The sequence below is a fragment of the Bradyrhizobium sp. UFLA03-84 genome, from assembly GCF_002289535.1.
Lineage (GTDB): Bacteria > Pseudomonadota > Alphaproteobacteria > Rhizobiales > Xanthobacteraceae > Bradyrhizobium > Bradyrhizobium viridifuturi.
Genome location: NZ_NSJY01000005.1, coordinates 593,373 through 609,501 on the forward strand (window position 1 = coordinate 593,373; position 16,129 = coordinate 609,501).

Sequence of the window (16,129 nt, forward strand, 5' to 3'; positions counted from 1 at the left end):
CCGCAGCCGATCACGCGACAGCGAGCGATTGCCGCGAATTTTACCGCTTCGCCGAGGCCAGGACCCGGTCGACCATCTCGGGCGCCAGGCCGAGGTAGTTTTTCGGCGCGGTGAGACGGTCGATCGTCGCCCGGTCGATCCGGCTGGCGACGCGCTGATCGGCGGCCAGCGCCTCGGCCAGGGTCAGGCCCTTGTCGTTGGCGACACGGCAGGCGTCGTAGACCACGTCATGCGCCTCCTGCCGTCCGATCGCGGGCGCGAGACCCATCATCACGGCCTCAGCCACAATGAGCCCGCGGCTGATGTCGAGATTGTCGGCCATCCGCTTCTCGTCGACGATCAGGCCGCCGAGCGCGAACCTGGCCTGATGCAGTGCGCCGGCGGTGAGCACGAAGCTTTCCGGGATCGCCATCCACTCGGCGTGCCACGGACCGGTCGCTCGCTCGAAATCCTGCACCATCGCATCGAGCATCAGGCCGGCATGCTGGCGCACCGCCTTGGCGGCGGCGAGCATCAGCTCCGACGAGATTGGATTGCGCTTCTGCGGCATGGTCGAGGACGCGCCGCGTCCCTTCACGAAGGGCTCATAGACCTCGGCGAACTCGGTCGATGCCATGATCATGATGTCGAGCGCGATCTTGCCGAGCGTGCCCGTGACCAGCGCCAGGAAATTCACCGCCTCCGCCAACCCGTCGCGCGCGACGTGCCAGGTCGAGACGGGAACGCCGAGGCCGAGCTCCTCGCACAATGCCTTCTGGACCTCGAACCCCTTGTCGCCCAATGAGGCCAGCGTGCCGGCGGCGCCGGCGAACTGGCCGACCAGCACGCGCGGCCTCAGCTCCGCCAGCCGCACGGCGTGGCGATCGAAGGCGGCAAGCCAGATCGCGGTCTTGTAGCCGAAGGTCACCGGCAACGCCTGCTGCAGGTGGGTGCGGCCGGCCATCGGCGTGTCGCGGTATTTTTTCGAGAGATCGGCGAGGATGCCGCGCAGCGCGCTGATATCGTCCTCGATGATCTCAAGGCCGTCGCGGAGCTGCAGCACCACGGCGGTGTCCATGATGTCCTGCGTGGTCGCGCCCCAATGGACGTAGCGGCCGGCCTCGCCGCACTGCTTCGCCATTTGATGCACCAGCGGCAGGATCGGGTAGCCGACCACGTCGGCCTCCTGCCGCAGCAGATCGAAATCGAGCGCGGCGACGTCGGTCCGCTTTGCGATCTGCTCGGCAGCTTCCGGCGGGATCACGCCGCAGCGCGCTTCGGCCTTTGCCAGCGCGACTTCGACCTCGGCGTACCGCGCAACCAGCCGCAGGTCGGAAAACACCTCGCGCATCTCGCGCGTGCCAAAGGCGTCGCGGAACAGCACGGAATCGAGCACGGTGGTGGAAGTCGGGAAGGCGGACATGGGCGCATCCTGTTGCCGGTCGCAGTCGGCAACGTCCCTATCACGCCGCCGGCCGCTGCCCTAACCCTCAGGCGGCGCCTCGCCGAACACCTCGGCTGCGATCTTGCTGGTCTCGATTGCAGCCGGGATGCCGCAATACATCGCGACCAGCAGCAGCACGTCCTGCACCTGCGCGGCGGTGCAGCCATTGGCCAGCGCGCCCTTGGCATGAACGCGGAACTCGGCGGGCTTGCTGCTCGCCGCGGTGATGCCGAGCATCACGAGGCTGCGGATCTGGTCGGACAGCCCGCTGCGCTCCCAGACGTCGCCATAGACGTAAGCATTGATGATGTTTTGCAGCGGCGTGCCAAAATCGCCCGCGGCCGCCATCCGCTTGGCGACATCGATCTCGCCGAACATCTTCTGGCGCCGCCGCAGCCCGCGCGCATGGAGATCGCTGATATCCACCATCGTCGTCTGGCTCCCCTGTACGGGCTATTTATACGGATAAATATGTCGTACCTCAATATTCCGATGGGCTGTCGGCTTGCATTTCTGACTTATTTGTCCGTATAAATTTGGCAAAAGCAGATACGGGAGGGGACCAGGATGAAGTTACGGCTGGGGCTGCTCGTCGTCCTCTTCGCTGCGCTTCGGGTCCTGCCGGCCGTGGCCGCGGACAATTTCCCGCAGCGTCCCCTCAAGATCATCGTGCCGTTCCCGGCCGGCGCCGGCCCCGACAATGTTGCGCGGCTGATCGGTCAGCATCTGCAGGATGCGTTCGGCCAGACGGTGCTGATCGAGAACCGCGCCGGCGCGCTCGGCAGCATCGGCGCCCAGGAAGTCGCCCGCAGCGCACCCGACGGCTACACGCTGCTGATGGGCACCAACACCACCCATGCCAGCAATGTCGCGACGCTGAAGAGCCTGCCCTATGATCCGGTGAAGGATTTCGCACCGGTCATCCGCACCACCACGACGGCGATGGTGCTGCTGGTCAACCCGAAGCTCGCGGCCAGGGACCTGCCGCAGTTCCTGAGCTACGCCAAGGCCAACCCCAATCTGACCGCGGGCTACGGCTCCGGCGCATCGCAGATCTCGATCGCGCAGCTGCAATCCCGCGGCGGCCTGTCGCTGGTCGCGGCCTCCTATCGCGGCGTGCCGCAGGCGATGACCGACGTGATGGCCGGGGTGATCGATCTGACCTTCGGCGATTTCTCGGTCGCGATTCCGCAAATGCAGGGCGGCACCCTGCGCGGGATCGGCGTGACGTCGGCGACCCGCAACGAGCTCACGCCCGGCCTGCCCGCGCTTTCGGAAGCGATGCCCGGCTTCGAGGCGACGATCTGGTACGGCCTGTTCGCACCGGCCGGCACGCCGGAGCCGGTGGTCAACAAGATCTATGCCGAGTGCGCGAAGTACCTCGCGATGCCGGAGACCAGGAAGAAGCTCGCCGATGTCGGCGTGATGGTGGCGCCGCTGGCGCCGGCCGAGTTCGGCGCCTTCGTCAAGAGCGAGGTCGTGCGCTGGTCGGCCGAGGTCAAGGCGGCCGGCATCCAGCCGCAGTAGCGCGAAGCGGCGCCGCGTCATGGCTCGCGACACACCTGTCGGCATGATCGGCCTGGGCCTGATGGGCTCGGCACTCTCCGCGCGGCTGATCGACGCCGGCGTCGGGGTGATCGGCTTCGACGTCGATGCGGCGAAAACCGACGGGCTGAGAACCAGCGGCGCCGAGTTCGCGGCCTTCGCCGCTGACGTCGCGGCGCGCTGCCGGGTCATCGTCATCGCGGTATACGACGCCGCCCAGGTCATGGGCCTGCTGCCGGACCTCGCCAACGCGACGCTGCCGCCGCTCGTCATCTGCACCACCACTTGTGCGCCGGGCGAAATCACGGTCATCGCCGAATTCGCGGCGCGCTCACACCTTCCCTTCATCGAAGCGCCGATCTCGGGCACCAGCGCTGAGGTCCGCGCCGGTACCGCCACTGCGCTGGTCGCCGGCGACGCCGACGTCATCGCCGCCGCCGCAGCGACGCTCGACATCCTCTGCCCGAGGCGGATCAATGTCGGCGCGATCGGCAATGCCAGCCGCGCCAAGCTCGCCATCAACCTGATCCTGCAGAACAACCGCGCCGCGCTCGCCGAGGGCCTCGCCTTTGCCGAGGCGCTCGGTCTCGACGGCGCGGCGTTCCTTGCGACCGCGCGGCAATCGGCGGCATATTCCGCGGTGATGGACAGCAAGGGACCGAAGATGCTGGCGCGGGATTTCTCGCCGCAATCGCATATCGCGCAGACCTTGAAGGACGCCGAACTGATCCTGCAGGAGGCTGGCCGGCACGGCCTGCCGTTGCCGCTCACTTCGGTGCAGGCCGACCTGCTGCGCAGAGCGATTGCGCTTCTGGGCCCGGACAGCGACAGCGCCGCTGTCATCGAGGCGATCCGCGCCGGACGCGGCCGGGATGGGGAACATTCATGATCAATTGTGCGATCGCGGGCCTCGGCCGCTGGGGCCGCGCCCTGGTCGAGGCTGCGCAAAGCGAGCCGCGGCTCAGGATCACAAGCGCGGTGGAACCCGATGTCGACGGCGCCGCAGGCTTTTGCGCGGCACATGGCCTCTCCCTCGCGGCGAGCCTGGACGATGTGCTCGCCGATCCCGGCATTGATGCCGTGCTGCTGGCCACACCGCATTCGCTGCACAAGCGCCAGGTGATCGCGGCAGCCGGAGCCGGTAAGCAGGTGTTTTGCGAGAAGCCGCTGGCGCTGCGGCGTGGCGATGCGGCCGAGATGTTCGCGGCCTGCCGCAGCGCCGGTGTGCTGCTCGCGGTCGGGCATAACCGAAGGTTCTGGCCGTCGATGCAGGCACTCCGCGCGATCGCAGCCAGTGGCGAGCTCGGCACGATCCTGCATGTCGAGGGCCACAACAGCAACGAGAACTCGCAGGCCATCACGCAGGGCTGGCGGTTGTCGCCCGAGGAGTCGCCGGGCGGCGGGCTGACCGGCGCCGGCCTGCACGTGCTCGACGGCTTCGTCAGCCTGCTGGGTCCTGCCCGACAGGTTTATGCCCGGTTAAATGAACGCGCGGCGGGACCACCGCCGCTCGACACTGCAACTTTAGCGATTGAATTTGTGAATGGCGTGAGTGCAACCCTTGCTACGGTCCGCGCAACACCGTTCTATTGGCGCGTGCATGTGTTCGGGACGAAGGGATCCGCAGAGGTGCTCGACGAGAGGACGATGGTGCTACGGAAATCCGGCGAGGCGCCTGCTACGACACATTATCCGGCGATCAACACGCTCACTGCGGAACTTGCCGCCTTTGCCGACGCGGTCGAACGCAAGCAGCTGTTCCCGGTGCCAGAATCCGATGTGCTGGCGACGCTCGCAGCATTCGAGGCCGCGCTGCAATCGATGCAGTCGGGGCATCCGATCGCCTGCCATATGGCATACCAGTGACCTGCCATGTCTGAACAACCGGACAGGGCGAGATCGTCCCGCTATCGCGACATCGCCACCGGACTGCAGAAGGACATCCGTCTCGGCACCTACGCGGTCGGCAATCTGCTGCCGACCGAAACCGAGCTGATGGCGAGCTATCAGGCGAGCCGCCAGACCGTGCGCGAGGCGCTGCGCATCCTGATCGACCAGGGCCTGATCGTGCGCCGCGCCGGCCTCGGTTCGGTGGTGATCGCCTCCGAGCCGCCGGTGCTGTTCACCCACAGCGTCAAGTCGCTCGGCGAATGGCTGCGCTATTCCAACGAGACCTACCGCGACGTGGTTGCCAGCAGCGACATCGTCGCTGACCGCAAGCTGGCCGCGCAGTTGAAATGCGAGCCCGGCAAGAGCTGGTTCCTGATCGAGGCGGTGCGCCGATCCGACCAGTTCGCCGCCCCGCTCGGCTGGACCGAGATCTACGTGCTGCGCCGGTTCGCCGACGTCGTGACCCGCAGCGACCACGGCCGCACCCCGGTGCATGAGCAGATCGCCAAGATGTATGGCCAGGTCACCGAGCGCGCGCAGATGGAGATCTTCGTGCGCGGGATGCCGGCACCGATCGCCAAGGCGCTCGGCGTCAAGACCGGCTCGCCGGCGCTCACCGTGGTCCGCCGCTACTACGGGCAGCGCGAGGAACTGTTCGAGGTCACCATCACCACGCACCCCGAAGGGCGCTACACCTACACGATGGATATGCAGCGCTCGCCGCGGCCGAAGCTCTAGCCGGAGCCCTCGAGGCTTTAGCGGGCCCGCGCCAGATGCGTGGGGGCAGAGGTATGTGCCATCTGCGGGGTGCCGCTCACGCCCCAGATCGCAACCGCGATCAACGCGGCCGCCCAGACATATGGCACAGCATTCGGCTTCTTCATTTCCGAGATCATCCCCAACACCACAGGAGGACTGACGAATCTCACGACCTCGATCGCTAGCGTCTCACCAGGCACCCGTTCTTCACAACGCTACTAAGGTTAGACCTTGTCGGTTTCAGGACGTCTTCGTGCGATTCCGGAAATGATTTCGCGGGAACCGGGCTCTCTCATCCGAATTGATGAGGCCGCCGACCTCGCCGGCTTCGGCTCCGTGCGAGACAGGGCAGAGGAGAATTTCCTGCTTAAATTTGAGTCAGATGCACAACAAACATTCCAAAGCACGCCCGCTGAATTCTTTTTGATTGTCCGCTCGACTCCAGCCGTGGCATGCCTGCAGCTGTGACACTGCGATGACAAGGGTTCTCCCGTGACTGCCCAACCCGCCAAACCGCAAGACGGCTCCCGCCGCCATTCCCAGCAAACCCAGGACGAGGTTGCGCGGTCGCTTGAACGGGAGCTGAGGTTCTTGACCGAAGAGCGCCAGGAGCGCGCGGTCCGGCTCGGGCTCGACTTTCCGACCAAGACGCCGAAGACCGACCACTAGAGCCTGCTACCGATTCGACTGCCAGCCGCCCGCTCGGCGACATCACCCGCGCATCTGTTAGTCAAAATCCGCGGTCACGCCCACGGCTCCTGTCGTCCCTCGCGTCAGCGTTCTTCAGACGATCAGGCGGCGCTGTAGCCGCCGTCCACCACATGCGACGCGCCCGTCATGAAGGACGCCTTGTCCGAGCACATCCAGACCACCGCTTCGGCAATTTCCTCCGGCACACCCAGGCGGCGTACCGGCACCTTGGCGATGATCTCGTCGTAGCGTTCGTCCATCGTTTCCTTGGTCATCGGCGTCTTGATGTATCCGGGATTGACGCAATTCACGCGGATCCCGTCCTGGGCATATTCGATCGCGGCAGACTTGGTCAGCCCGACGACACCGTGCTTGGTCGCGACATAGTGGCCCGACGTGGCGAGGCCGACCAGCCCGGCGATCGAGGCGGTGTTGACGATCGCGCCGCCACCGCCCTGCTTGAGCATCTGTGCAATCTCGTATTTCAGGCACAGGAACACGCCCATCAGATTGACCGAGAACATCTTCGCCACCGAGGACTGCGTGAGCTCATGAATGCGCTGGCCGGGCGGGCCGACGGACCGTCCCGCCACGCCCGCATTGTTGAACGCACAATCGATGCGCCCGAACGCCGAAACCGTGCGGGCCACCATGTTCGCGACATCGGCCTCGTCGGTGACATCGCCCTGGATCGCGATCGACTGGCCGCCCGCGGCGTTGATCAAGGCGACCGTCTCCTCGATGCCATCCTTCGAGAGATCGGACACCGCGACGCGCGCCCCTTCGCGCGCCATTGCAATCGCGGTTGCGCGGCCAATGCCGGAGCCGCCACCGGTCACCAACGCAGCCTTGCCGTCCAGAATGCCTGCCATGGGATCCCCCTTCAGCGCGGTCAGCGCTTGCCTTCAATTGCGATCTCGACGAGGTATGGCCGCTGGGCTGCCACGGCCTTTGCAACTGCACCGGCGATGTCGTCGGCCTTCTCAACTCTGACCGCCTCGACGCCCATGCCGGCTGCGAGATGCACGAAGTCGAGCACGGGGCCGGTGATATCCATGTTCTGATAGGGATGCTGGGTGCCGGCTTCGAAATTCTGACGCCAGACATCCACATTGTGCTTGAGAATGCGGTACTCGCGGTTGGCGAGCACCACGAACACGATCGCAAGCTTGTGGTGCGCGGCAGTCCACAGCGCCTGGATCGCGTACATCGCCGAGCCGTCGCCCGAAACGGCGACAACCGGACGGTCCGGCATTGCGACCTTGACGCCGATCGCACCGGCAAGGCCCTGCCCGATGCCGCCGCCACGGCCGCCGAAATAATCGCCGAAGCCGCGATAGTCGAAGGCGCGCGCGAGATCGAGGCTCGCCGTGATGCTTTCATCGACGATCACGACATCGTCGGGCAGGCCGCGACGAAGCTCCGCGGTGACGCGCGGCATCGAGCTCGGCTCGCGGCTCCAGCTTTTCTCGACACGGGCGCGATAGGATTCTTTCTCCTTCGCCTGTAGTTCGGCCAGCGCGGCATTGCGGCGTTGCGCGGCCTGCTTGAAGTCCGCATCCGCCTTTGCCCGCAGCGCTTCCGTCAGCGCGGCGAGGCTGACGGTGATGTCGCCGACGATGCCGGCGTCGAGCCGGTTGTTGAGCGCGAGACGCTCGGCCGAGGCCTCGATCTGCAGCAAGGACGCGCCGTCGGGAATGTGGCCGCCGGACGCAAACCAGATGTCCTCGAAGAACGGACCGCCGATCATCAGCACGAGATCGGTTTCGCCGAGCGCCTTGCGCACCTGCCGGGCGTCGCCCGGGAGCGACTGGCGATAACTCGGATGGCTGGTCGGGAACGACGCGTGATGCCGCAATCCCTCGAACCACACGGTGGCGCCGAGCGCTTCCGCCAGCGCCACCAGCGCCTGCTCGCCGCCCGATCGCGCCACGTCGTCGCCGGCGATGATGGCCGGATTTTTCGACTTCAGGAGCAACGCGACCATCGCCTCGATGCCTGCCGGATCGGGATGCGTCGATCGCCACAGATGATCCGGCGTCGACGCGGCGACCGCGGTTTCCTGCTCCAGGACGTCGATCGGCAGCGACACGAACACGGGCCCTTGCGGCGCATCGGTCGCCACCTTGAACGCGCGTCGCATGATCGGAGCGATCTCGTCGGCGCGCTCGATCTGCACGCTCCACTTGGTCACCGGCGCGGCCATTGCGACGAGATCATGGCCGAGCAGCGGGTTGTTGAGCCGCATCCGCGTATCCTGCTGGCCGGCGGTCACGACAACGGGCGAGTTGGCTTTCAACGCGCCGTAGAGCGAACCGATGCCGTTGCCGAGACCGGGAGCGACGTGCAAATTGGCAACGGTGACACGCCCCGACGCCTGCGCATAGAAACTGGCGGCGCTGACCACGACACCTTCATGCAGCGCCATGATGTATTCGAGTTGCGGAAATGCCGGCAAACTGTCGAGCAGCGGTGTTTCTGTCGTGCCGGGATTGCCGAAGATATGTCGCACGCCATGCGACACGAACGATTCCATCAGCACACGACGCCCACGCATTCGCTTCCTCTCGATCGGCTTGATCCGTTTTGCGTATCATCAGCCTGGGAGCGGCCCATGGCAACCGTGCGCGACGGTTAGCGTGCGCGCGGCCGCTTGCGTCTTCCGCATGGCTTCAAGGCACGGCGCGCATCGTAAGGTCGGCTTCATTCCGCGACGCGGCAATGACACGGAGCGACGTTGGCAACCGGCAATACCAGCGTCAGGTCCGGCGCGCGTCGCGCTGTCGCGCACCCTCCACGAACGCAACCGGCGTCCCCTTCGCGACACCGGCCGCGACATGCTCGGCGTCCCAGTTCGTGAGCCGGACACAGCCATGGGATTGGGCCTTGGAGATCCTGCCGGGATCGGGAGTGCCGTGGATGCCGTAACCTTCCGCCGAGAGGTTGATCCAGACCGAGCCGACCGGGTTGTTCGGGCCGGGCCTGATCGTGAACGGATGCTTCGACCTGACGCCCTTGAACCTGTATTTGGGATTGTAGCGATAGGTCGGATTCTTGTTGATCGCCGTCACCTTCAGTGTGCCGCTCGGCGTCGGTTTCTCCGTGCTGCCGACCGTTGCGGGATAGAAGCCGAGCAGCTTGCCCGCGGCATCGAAGGTCCGCAGCGTCTGCCGCGTCTTGTCGACCTCGACACGCGCAACCGGCGCCGGCTTTCCGGTGTCGAGCACGTTCGCAACCGCGATGGTCGCACCGGCCCTGTCGAACTTCTGCCCGGGGTTGAGCGCCTGAAGCAACGCCTCGCTCATGTGGAATTTCTCGGCGAGCGCTTCGCGCGGGCTGGTGAAGTTCAGCGCCGGCAAGCTCTTCATGCTCTCCATCTTCGCGGGGACCTTGTTCAGGAACGGGCCTTTCACGTCCGCATCGACGATCGTGTAGCTGACGACCGCGGCGCCTTCGCTGGCACCGGCAAGCTTGGTCCAGAGATCCCCCGTCACCGTCTTGTCGAAGGACAATCCATTGGCTTCTGCGAACGCTGCGAGCGCCTTCTGCGCGTTCTCGCCGAGCTTGCCGTCGATCTCTCCGGGGGAGAAATGCGCGCGATCGAGCAGGATCTCGAGCCTGGCAATGGAAGGGCTGAGCTGCTGACGGTCCGGCAATCTTGCCGGCGGCGCCGCGGCGTCATTGATCGAGGCGGCATCGAGACCTGCTGCGACCACGGGCGTGGTCGACAAAAACGAAAGAGCCGCGGCAAAACATCCTAAGGCAAAACGTCGGAACATCGCGCATCCCAACATGGCCACCTTCCGTCAAGCTGCGGAAGGCCGCGAAGTTCCAACATGTCTTTCGCTGCACTGCGTCGGGTAGCAGCAGGCGCTGGAGGCGGCCGATATCTCCCGCCATCGCGCCGCGGCGCCGATCAGACGCATTTCCGCCCACGAGAATGAGCGCTCTGCTATAGGTTACCGATCGTTTTTAGATCGCTTTGCTTGCAATTCATTTTTTGAGTGGACGCAATCATGACATTGATCGATGGCTTGGGTTACCTGGCGTCGGCTCTCGTGTTGTTGACGTTCTGCATGAGCACCATGTTGAGCCTGCGCTCTGTCGCCATATGCAGTAATCTGGCATTCATCAGCTACGGCTTGGGCGCCCGGATATACCCGGTGCTCGCCCTGCACGTCATTCTGCTGCCGTTGAACGTATTGTTGCTGTTCCAGATGGTCAGGCTGCTTCGCAAGGCGAAGCTCGCTGCGGCGACGGACCTTTCCCCGAGCTGGCTGCAACCGTTCATGCGGCCGAAGCACGTCAAGGCGGGAGAAACGATCTTCAGGAAGGGCGACGATGCCGACCTGCTGTATATGGTCGTGTCGGGCGATGTCAGGTTTCCCGAAATCGACCGAGGTGTATCGGCAGGCGAACTGTTCGGAGAGATCGGACTGTTCTCGCTCGAACGGCGCCGCACGCAAACGGCTGTGGCGGCGACCGACGTGGATCTGCTGTGGATCAGCGATGGCGCACTGAGGAAGCTGTGCGAACGCAATCCGGGACTGTCGCTGTACTTCCTGCGACTGACGGCGACCCGGATGACGGAGAATGCAGCCCGCGCAATCGGAGTTGCCGCCGCCGCGCGCTGACGACGCCCGCCGGGCGTCAGAACAGTGCGAAGCAAGCGTCGTCCGTCAGTCCTACGGCGCGGACGAAGCCGAGAGGTTCGGCAGCGGCGCGAACTGCATCTCTGCGACGGCCGAGCCCGCATAGGCACTGGCGATCAGGATCATGACTCGAATGGCGACGAACATGGTGGCCTCCTCAGTCTTTTTCTTGATCCCTTGATGCCAGAGACTCCTTGCGGGCTGGTGAGGAAAGCTGGTTGCCGCAACCTTGCGGTCGTTGGTAAGCGAACGGTTTATGCATCACGTTCACCAGGCGGGAACCGTATTGGCCGATCGATCCGACGGTTAAACGCGCGGTTCACAGTCGCCGGGCATTGTTCGCCTCAATCAAGAAGGCGCAAGCACAATGCCGATTTTCAGGACGATCCTTGTTGTCGTATCGATTTTTCTTGCCGTTTTGTACGTCTACGACACCTGCCGCAGCGACAGCATCCTGTTGGCGGTCCCGGTGAACGACATCATCGCGCGGCGATGGCCGGAACCGGATGCGTTTCGCGCCACCTCGGTGCCCGTTTCCACGACGACCAGCGAGGCGACGCCGGCGGCGCGCGTTAGGGAAACGTTTGCGATGTTCAACCCCAGGGACGCGCGACGCCACATGATGCAACGCAGCCTCTGAAGCTGCGTAGCTCTTCCGGCCTCGTTCAGCCCAGCGATACGCCGGCCTTGGCGCGGCTGATTCCGAGCGTCACGATCCGGTTCAACAGGCCCGGGTAATCGAGCCCGTCATGCCCGGCCGCCATCGCGAACTCCTGGCTCTTGGCGATCTCGGGATTGGGATTGGCTTCGATGAAATACGGCACGCCGTTGGTCGACAGGCGGAAGTCGATGCGCGCGTAGCCGTCGAGCCCCAGCGTCCGGTAGATGCGTTTCGCCAGCCGCTGAATATGCGCGGATAGCTCGGGCGTGAGGTCGTCGGCCGGGCCATCCGCGATCCCGATGCGCTCCTGATAATTGGTGTCGTGCTTGGCCTTTTCGGTCGCGATATGCCGCGCGCCAGGGCCGCCCATGCTGCCGAATTTCAACTCCCACACCGGCAGCACCCGTAGCCGGTTGTTGCCGAGCACGCCGACATAGAGCTCGCGGCCCTCGATGAACTGCTCGGCGATCGCCGCGGTCCCGATCCGCTCATGGATGAAGGCGACGCGCTCCACCAGCTTCTCGTCGGTATCGACGATCGACGCCTGCGAGATGCCGAGCGATCCGTCGCTGCTCAGGCTCTTGACGATCAGCGGCAGTTCGAGACGCGGCGGCCGCTTGACCTTGCGGCGCATCGGAAACACGGCGAAAGCCGGCACCGGGACCCGGCGATGATGCACCAGCGTCTTGGACAGATCCTTGCCGCGCGCCAGGATCAGGCCGCGCGGGTTGCACCCGGTGTAGGGGATCTTCATCAGCTCGAGGTAGCTCGCGATGTGCTGGTCGTACACCACGTCGTAGTGAAACTCCTCCAGCAGCGTGAACACGATGTGCGGCTTGAAGCCTTCGATCGCGTCGCGCACCGGCTTGATTTCCTCCTGCACGCCGAGCGGACGAACCTCATGGCCGGCCGCGCGCAGGGTACTGACGACGTCGTACTCGGTCTTCCACTCGTTGATTTCCCGCGCGGAGTATCCATCGCTGGAATCCGGCGGCACACAATCCGGGTGCATCAGCACCAGAATGCGAAAATGCTTCATAGCGCGATCCATTTGCGGCGCGACGGGCCGAACAGCGCGTGCATGGTCTTGGCGGTCAGCAGGATGATGAAATTGGTCACGAGCTTCTGCTCGGGGCCGACAGCACGCAGATTGAGCTCGCGGCAGCGCGAGATCATGTCGTCGAGCACGGCATCGAGCGTCAGCTGGTTCTCGCCGGTCCAGCGCGCGACCAGCTGCCTGATATGAGCACGATGCCGCCGGATGAACACCGCAGCCGGCTGATACCGCTGATGCCGCGGATCGGCGGAGAACAGCTTGGACAGATCGCGGTCATAGGTCTTCGGCGGCGTGAATGCGTAGAACGCCTGCTTCTTCTTGTAGTGCTCGCCGAGCGTCTGCTTGAGCTCACGCAGCGGATCGACGCGCTCGCGTGTCGTAAGCACCGGCCGCTTGCCGGCGATCTCGCCCATCAGCTCGTCGACATATTCGAGCTTCTTCAGCGCCGGCCAGCCGGCATAGCGCGTCCGCCAGTTCGAGCGCGGCCGCAGCCACACCGCGAAGGTCTCGGCGAAATCCTCATCCGGATGGCTCTGCGCGTACCAGAGCCGCAGATGCTGGACATAGTTGCGGCTGGCCGGATTGGGCCGGTAGTAGCGCGGGTAGTGCTGCGACGACGGACCGAACAGCTGCTGCCAGCGCCGGCGGCGTTGCAGCTGATAGCCGTGCTGGACGGCGTGGCCCGCCTCGTGGCGGAGAATGGCCATGCACTCGGACCATGAGGCGCCCTCGACGTCGAGCATCATCTTCTTCTCGAGCTTCATCAGGCGGGGGTGGGCGAGATAGAACGGAATCGCGATGCCGGGCACATCCGCCGGGCTGAACCATTCGCTGGATATCCAGGTGTGCGGCCGCAACCTTATGCCGCGCTCTTCGAGCTCCTCGTAGAGCGTGCCGACGCAATCCGCGAGCCAGGTGCCTTCGACCGCAACCCTCAGACTGCTGAGGCGTTGCTTGAGCAATTGCTCATCCGTGAGCTTCTCCCAGGCATATTTGTGGCGCGGCATGGGCTTCCAAAGTCAAAATCAAACCGGAATCGGGATGGTGTCATAGGTTGCCGCCGGCAACAACCGCCCAGCCTTTGCGGCAGGCCCGGACCGGAGTGACCGGCGCGATCGGCGCTGCCGCCATCAGTCGGCAGCCGGCGCGGAAAGACCACGCGGCCGGCCTTCCACCAGCCGGATCGCTGGTCCCGTCCCTGGCGGGTGCCTGCGCACTTTCTGATATGGTCGGCCGTTATTCTGGCGGGGCGATTTCAGGGGGCGACAATGGATTATCGGCGGCGGCTGCTTTTTCACGGCATGGCCTTGTTCTTGATCGGGCTGCTCACCGGCCTAGCCGAGCAACACTTCACCAATGTGCGGATGGCGCTCGCGGCGCATCTCGAAGGCGTGATGAACGGCACCTTCCTGCTCGCGGTCGGAGCAATCTGGGGCGAGGTCAGGCTGGCGTCCGGCCCGAGCGCTTTCGCCTACTGGGCGCTGCTCTGCGGGACCTATGGCAACTGGGCCATGACGTCGCTCGCCGCCGTTCTCGGGACCGGCGCGCTCTCACCGATCACCGCGGCCGGGAGTAGCGCCGCGGCGTGGCAGGAGACGCTCGTCACCGCCGGGTTCGTCTCGATCGGCCTTGCGATCATCGCGGCATCGGTGTTGCTGCTGTGGGGGCTGCGCGGCAAGGCCGCGCTCATCGCACCTAAGGCCTGACCCAGCGCTGCACGGCCGCGGCGGTGTCGGCCGGGTTGGTGTTGAAGCAGATGGCGGCGTCGGACGCGAGCCGGTGCACCAGGTTGAGGATCTGCTCGAACAGCACGAGCCGCTCCGGCGGCTCGCGCAGCCCGGCGCCGATCACGACGCAATCGTAGCGGCGCGCGTTGAGGGCCGCTGCCGTCACCGCTTCGGCGGTCTCGCCGAGGTCGATGAGACAGCTTTCGACGTCGTAACCAAGCGTGCGCAGACCCTCGATCTGCGCATCGATATAGCTGCGCACGAGTTCCGGCGTGAACTGCGGCATGACGGAGAGATCGACGAAGGCTGGATCAAGGCCGATCGCCAGCACGGAGGGCTTCGTCATGGTTGCAATTCCCGGTCACGTTGCGGTGCCCCGAACATGCCGCCGCTTTGCGTCGAAATCGCGAAGCCTTCAGTGCTGGCCATGATCCTGCGCGGCGCGCGCGGCGAGCGCGGCGCGGCGCTTGAGGAACTCACGCTCGCGCGCGTTGCCGGCCAATGCGGCGGCGGCCTCGAACGCTGTGCGCGCCTCCGCGAAGCGGCTCAGCCGGTGCAGCAGATCGCCACGCACACTCGGCAGCAGATGATAGGATTTCAGCGCCGGCTCATCGGCGAGACCGTCGACGATCGCCAGCGCGGCCTGCGGCCCTTCCGCCATGCCGATCGCAACCGCGCGGTTGAGCTCGATCACGGGCGAGTCGAGCAGCGCGGCGAGATCGCCGTAGAGCGCGGCGATACGGCGCCAGTCGGTCGCGGCAGGCGTATCGGCCTCGGCGTGACAGGCGGCGATCGCAGCCTGCAGCGCGTAGAAGCCACCGGCACCGCCGAGCTCGCGGGCGCGCGCCAACGCGAGCCGGCCGCGGCGAATCTGCAGGCGATCCCACAGCGCACGGTTCTGGTCCATCAACAGGATCGGTTCGCCGGCCGCGTCGGTGCGCGCCGCCATCCGCGAGGCGTTGAACTCCATCAGCGCGAGCAGGCCGTGCGCCTCCGGCTCCGATGGCGCGATCGAGGTCAGCACGCGGCCGATGCGCAGCGCCTCGTTGCAGAGCTGCGGCCGCAGCCATTCGTCGCCGCGCGCCGCGGTATAGCCCTCGTTGAAGATCAGATAGGCGACCTCGAGCACCGAGGCGAGCCGCTCGGACAGCTCCGCGCCGCGCGGCGTCTCATAGGCAAGACCTGAGTCCGACAGCGTGCGCTTGGCGCGCACGATGCGCTGGGCGATGGTCGCCTCCGCCAGCAGGAAGGCGCGCGCGATCTCCTCGGTGGTGAGGCCGCAGATCATGCGCAGCGCCAGCGCGGCGCGGGCCTCGCGCGACAGCAGCGGATGGCAGGCGGTGAAGATAAGCCGCAGCAATTCGTCGCCGATATCGTCGTCGAGCGCGGAATCGAAATCGGGCATGGTCTCCTGCTCCCGCGCCAGATCACGCGCCAGCATGCCGTGCTTGGCGGTCAGCATGCTGTTGCGCCTGATGTGATCGAGCGCACGCCGCTTGGCGGTCGCCATCAGCCAGGCACCCGGCTTCTCCGGCACGCCGTCGGCCGGCCAGTGCTCGAGCGCGGCGACCAGCGCTTCCTGGGTCAGATCCTCGGCGAGCGGCACGTCGCGCAGCATCCGCGACAGGCTGGTGATCAGCCGCGGCTGCTCGATGCGCCACACCGCGAGGATCGTGGCCTGGATGTCGGCGGCCGTCATCGCCGCCGACCTGGGTGGTCGCCTGC

Annotated in this window: 18 protein-coding genes; 8 read left to right on the forward strand and 10 right to left on the reverse strand. The window is 65.6% G+C overall.

All coding sequences use genetic code 11. From position 1 onward, the window contains the following. Nucleotides 1-40 precede the first annotated feature (40 nt). Both CK489_RS05570 and CK489_RS05575 read right to left on the reverse strand, forming a co-directional pair. Nucleotides 41-1,402, reverse strand: a complete 1,362-nt coding sequence (locus CK489_RS05570) for a class-II fumarase/aspartase family protein (protein WP_095731566.1) — start codon at nucleotides 1,400-1,402, stop codon at nucleotides 41-43. Between the two features lie 60 nt (nucleotides 1,403-1,462). Continuing rightward, nucleotides 1,463-1,852, reverse strand: a complete 390-nt coding sequence (locus CK489_RS05575) for a carboxymuconolactone decarboxylase family protein (RefSeq protein ID WP_095731567.1) — start codon at nucleotides 1,850-1,852, stop codon at nucleotides 1,463-1,465. A gap of 138 nt (nucleotides 1,853-1,990) precedes the next feature. Here CK489_RS05575 and CK489_RS05580 point away from each other — a divergent pair, with 138 nt between their 5' ends. Genes CK489_RS05580 through CK489_RS05595 form a run of 4 tightly spaced genes read left to right on the forward strand, consistent with a single transcriptional unit; the run spans nucleotide 1,991 to nucleotide 5,596 of the window. Next, entirely contained in the window at nucleotides 1,991-2,950 is a 960-nt protein-coding gene (locus CK489_RS05580) for a Bug family tripartite tricarboxylate transporter substrate binding protein (protein ID WP_095731568.1), read from the forward strand. 19 nt (nucleotides 2,951-2,969) lie between these two features. After that, nucleotides 2,970-3,857: an NAD(P)-dependent oxidoreductase gene (locus CK489_RS05585; protein ID WP_095731569.1), complete on the forward strand. Its 888-nt coding sequence runs from the start codon at nucleotides 2,970-2,972 to the stop codon at nucleotides 3,855-3,857. After that, nucleotides 3,854-4,834 (forward strand): Gfo/Idh/MocA family protein, encoded by a 981-nt coding sequence (locus tag CK489_RS05590; RefSeq protein WP_095731570.1) that lies wholly within the window; start codon nucleotides 3,854-3,856, stop codon nucleotides 4,832-4,834. Before CK489_RS05585 ends, CK489_RS05590 begins: the two co-directional genes overlap by 4 nt. Before the next feature lie 6 nt (nucleotides 4,835-4,840). Next, nucleotides 4,841-5,596, forward strand: coding sequence for a GntR family transcriptional regulator (locus tag CK489_RS05595; RefSeq protein WP_050630992.1), 756 nt, complete (start codon nucleotides 4,841-4,843; stop codon nucleotides 5,594-5,596). 17 nt (nucleotides 5,597-5,613) lie between these two features. Here the strand turns inward: CK489_RS05595 and CK489_RS42585 are convergent, their stop codons facing one another. Beyond that, nucleotides 5,614-5,742, reverse strand: coding sequence for a hypothetical protein (locus tag CK489_RS42585; protein WP_283806327.1), 129 nt, complete (start codon nucleotides 5,740-5,742; stop codon nucleotides 5,614-5,616). Nucleotides 5,743-6,109: 367 nt separating this feature from the next. On the opposite strand from CK489_RS42585, the gene CK489_RS41670 reads away from it, so the two are divergent. Then, the gene (locus CK489_RS41670; protein WP_198960841.1) at nucleotides 6,110-6,286 is read left to right on the forward strand and encodes a hypothetical protein; all 177 of its coding nucleotides are present in this window, start codon (nucleotides 6,110-6,112) and stop codon (nucleotides 6,284-6,286) included. Between the two features lie 122 nt (nucleotides 6,287-6,408). On the opposite strand, the gene CK489_RS05605 is transcribed toward CK489_RS41670, so the two are convergent. The 3 genes from CK489_RS05605 to CK489_RS05615 all read right to left on the reverse strand — a co-directional run bounded on the left by CK489_RS05605 (nucleotide 6,409) and on the right by CK489_RS05615 (nucleotide 10,086). Further along, nucleotides 6,409-7,179 (reverse strand): SDR family NAD(P)-dependent oxidoreductase, encoded by a 771-nt coding sequence (locus CK489_RS05605; RefSeq protein WP_095731571.1) that lies wholly within the window; start codon nucleotides 7,177-7,179, stop codon nucleotides 6,409-6,411. 20 nt (nucleotides 7,180-7,199) lie between these two features. Further along, on the reverse strand, nucleotides 7,200-8,864 hold the full coding sequence (locus tag CK489_RS05610) for a thiamine pyrophosphate-binding protein (RefSeq protein WP_095731572.1): 1,665 nt from the start codon (nucleotides 8,862-8,864) through the stop codon (nucleotides 7,200-7,202). 202 nt (nucleotides 8,865-9,066) lie between these two features. Further along, nucleotides 9,067-10,086, reverse strand: a complete 1,020-nt coding sequence (locus CK489_RS05615; protein ID WP_095731926.1) for a L,D-transpeptidase family protein — start codon at nucleotides 10,084-10,086, stop codon at nucleotides 9,067-9,069. A gap of 237 nt (nucleotides 10,087-10,323) precedes the next feature. Between CK489_RS05615 and CK489_RS05620 the strand changes: the two genes are divergently transcribed. Continuing rightward, entirely contained in the window at nucleotides 10,324-10,941 is a 618-nt protein-coding gene (locus CK489_RS05620) for a cyclic nucleotide-binding domain-containing protein (RefSeq protein WP_095731927.1), read from the forward strand. Nucleotides 10,942-11,326: 385 nt separating this feature from the next. Continuing rightward, nucleotides 11,327-11,599, forward strand: coding sequence for a hypothetical protein (locus CK489_RS05625; protein ID WP_095731573.1), 273 nt, complete (start codon nucleotides 11,327-11,329; stop codon nucleotides 11,597-11,599). A gap of 25 nt (nucleotides 11,600-11,624) precedes the next feature. Here CK489_RS05625 and CK489_RS05630 read toward each other — a convergent pair whose 3' ends face one another. Together CK489_RS05630 and CK489_RS05635 are read right to left on the reverse strand one after the other, a co-directional pair. Next, complete coding sequence (locus CK489_RS05630) at nucleotides 11,625-12,659, reverse strand: D-alanine--D-alanine ligase family protein (RefSeq protein ID WP_050630988.1); 1,035 nt, start codon at nucleotides 12,657-12,659, stop codon at nucleotides 11,625-11,627. Next, nucleotides 12,656-13,684 (reverse strand): putative zinc-binding metallopeptidase, encoded by a 1,029-nt coding sequence (locus CK489_RS05635; RefSeq protein WP_050630987.1) that lies wholly within the window; start codon nucleotides 13,682-13,684, stop codon nucleotides 12,656-12,658. The genes CK489_RS05630 and CK489_RS05635 overlap by 4 nt, the downstream gene beginning before the upstream one ends. 261 nt (nucleotides 13,685-13,945) lie before the next feature. On the opposite strand from CK489_RS05635, the gene CK489_RS05640 reads away from it, so the two are divergent. Further along, on the forward strand, nucleotides 13,946-14,383 hold the full coding sequence (locus CK489_RS05640; protein WP_095731574.1) for a styrene oxide isomerase: 438 nt from the start codon (nucleotides 13,946-13,948) through the stop codon (nucleotides 14,381-14,383). On the opposite strand, the gene CK489_RS05645 is transcribed toward CK489_RS05640, so the two are convergent. Both CK489_RS05645 and CK489_RS05650 read right to left on the reverse strand, forming a co-directional pair. Continuing rightward, nucleotides 14,373-14,750, reverse strand: a complete 378-nt coding sequence (locus CK489_RS05645) for a hypothetical protein (protein WP_095731575.1) — start codon at nucleotides 14,748-14,750, stop codon at nucleotides 14,373-14,375. The two genes, CK489_RS05640 and CK489_RS05645, sit on opposite strands and share 11 nt — an antisense overlap. Nucleotides 14,751-14,819: 69 nt before the next feature. Next, nucleotides 14,820-16,103 carry an RNA polymerase sigma factor gene (locus CK489_RS05650; protein ID WP_095731576.1) on the reverse strand — a complete coding sequence of 428 codons (1,284 nt, stop codon included), beginning with the start codon at nucleotides 16,101-16,103 and terminating at the stop codon, nucleotides 14,820-14,822. Nucleotides 16,104-16,129 lie beyond the last annotated feature (26 nt).